Source organism: Acinetobacter sp. AB03 (assembly GCF_058107045.1).
The window spans coordinates 1-303 of record NZ_JBUEBA010000020.1 but is presented as its reverse complement, the minus strand read 5'-3'; the positions used below and the strand labels follow the sequence as shown (position 1 = coordinate 303).

Sequence of the window (303 nt, the reverse complement as noted above, 5' to 3'; positions counted from 1 at the left end):
GTGTTATAAAAATCCAAATATTCAGCAATTGATTGTTTCGCTTGTTTAACCGTATCGTAAGCCTTCAAATAGACTTCCTCATGCTTCAAGCTGCGCCATAACCGCTCAATCATCACATTATCCATCCATCGTCCTTTCCCATCCATACTGATACGGATATTTCGCAATTTTAACTCATTCAAAAATGCCTCGCTTGTGAATTGACTGCCTTGGTCTGTATTAAATACCTCTGGACAACCATATTTCACAATTGCTTCTTGCAACGCATCTATGCAAAAGTCTGTTTCCATACTGATCGATACT

Annotated in this window: 1 protein-coding gene; it reads right to left on the bottom strand. The window is 38.6% G+C overall.

The window, feature by feature from the left end; genetic code table 11:
* On the bottom strand, window positions 1-303 hold a 303-nt coding region (locus ACY3FQ_RS16980), incomplete at both ends, for a transposase (protein ID WP_489774493.1).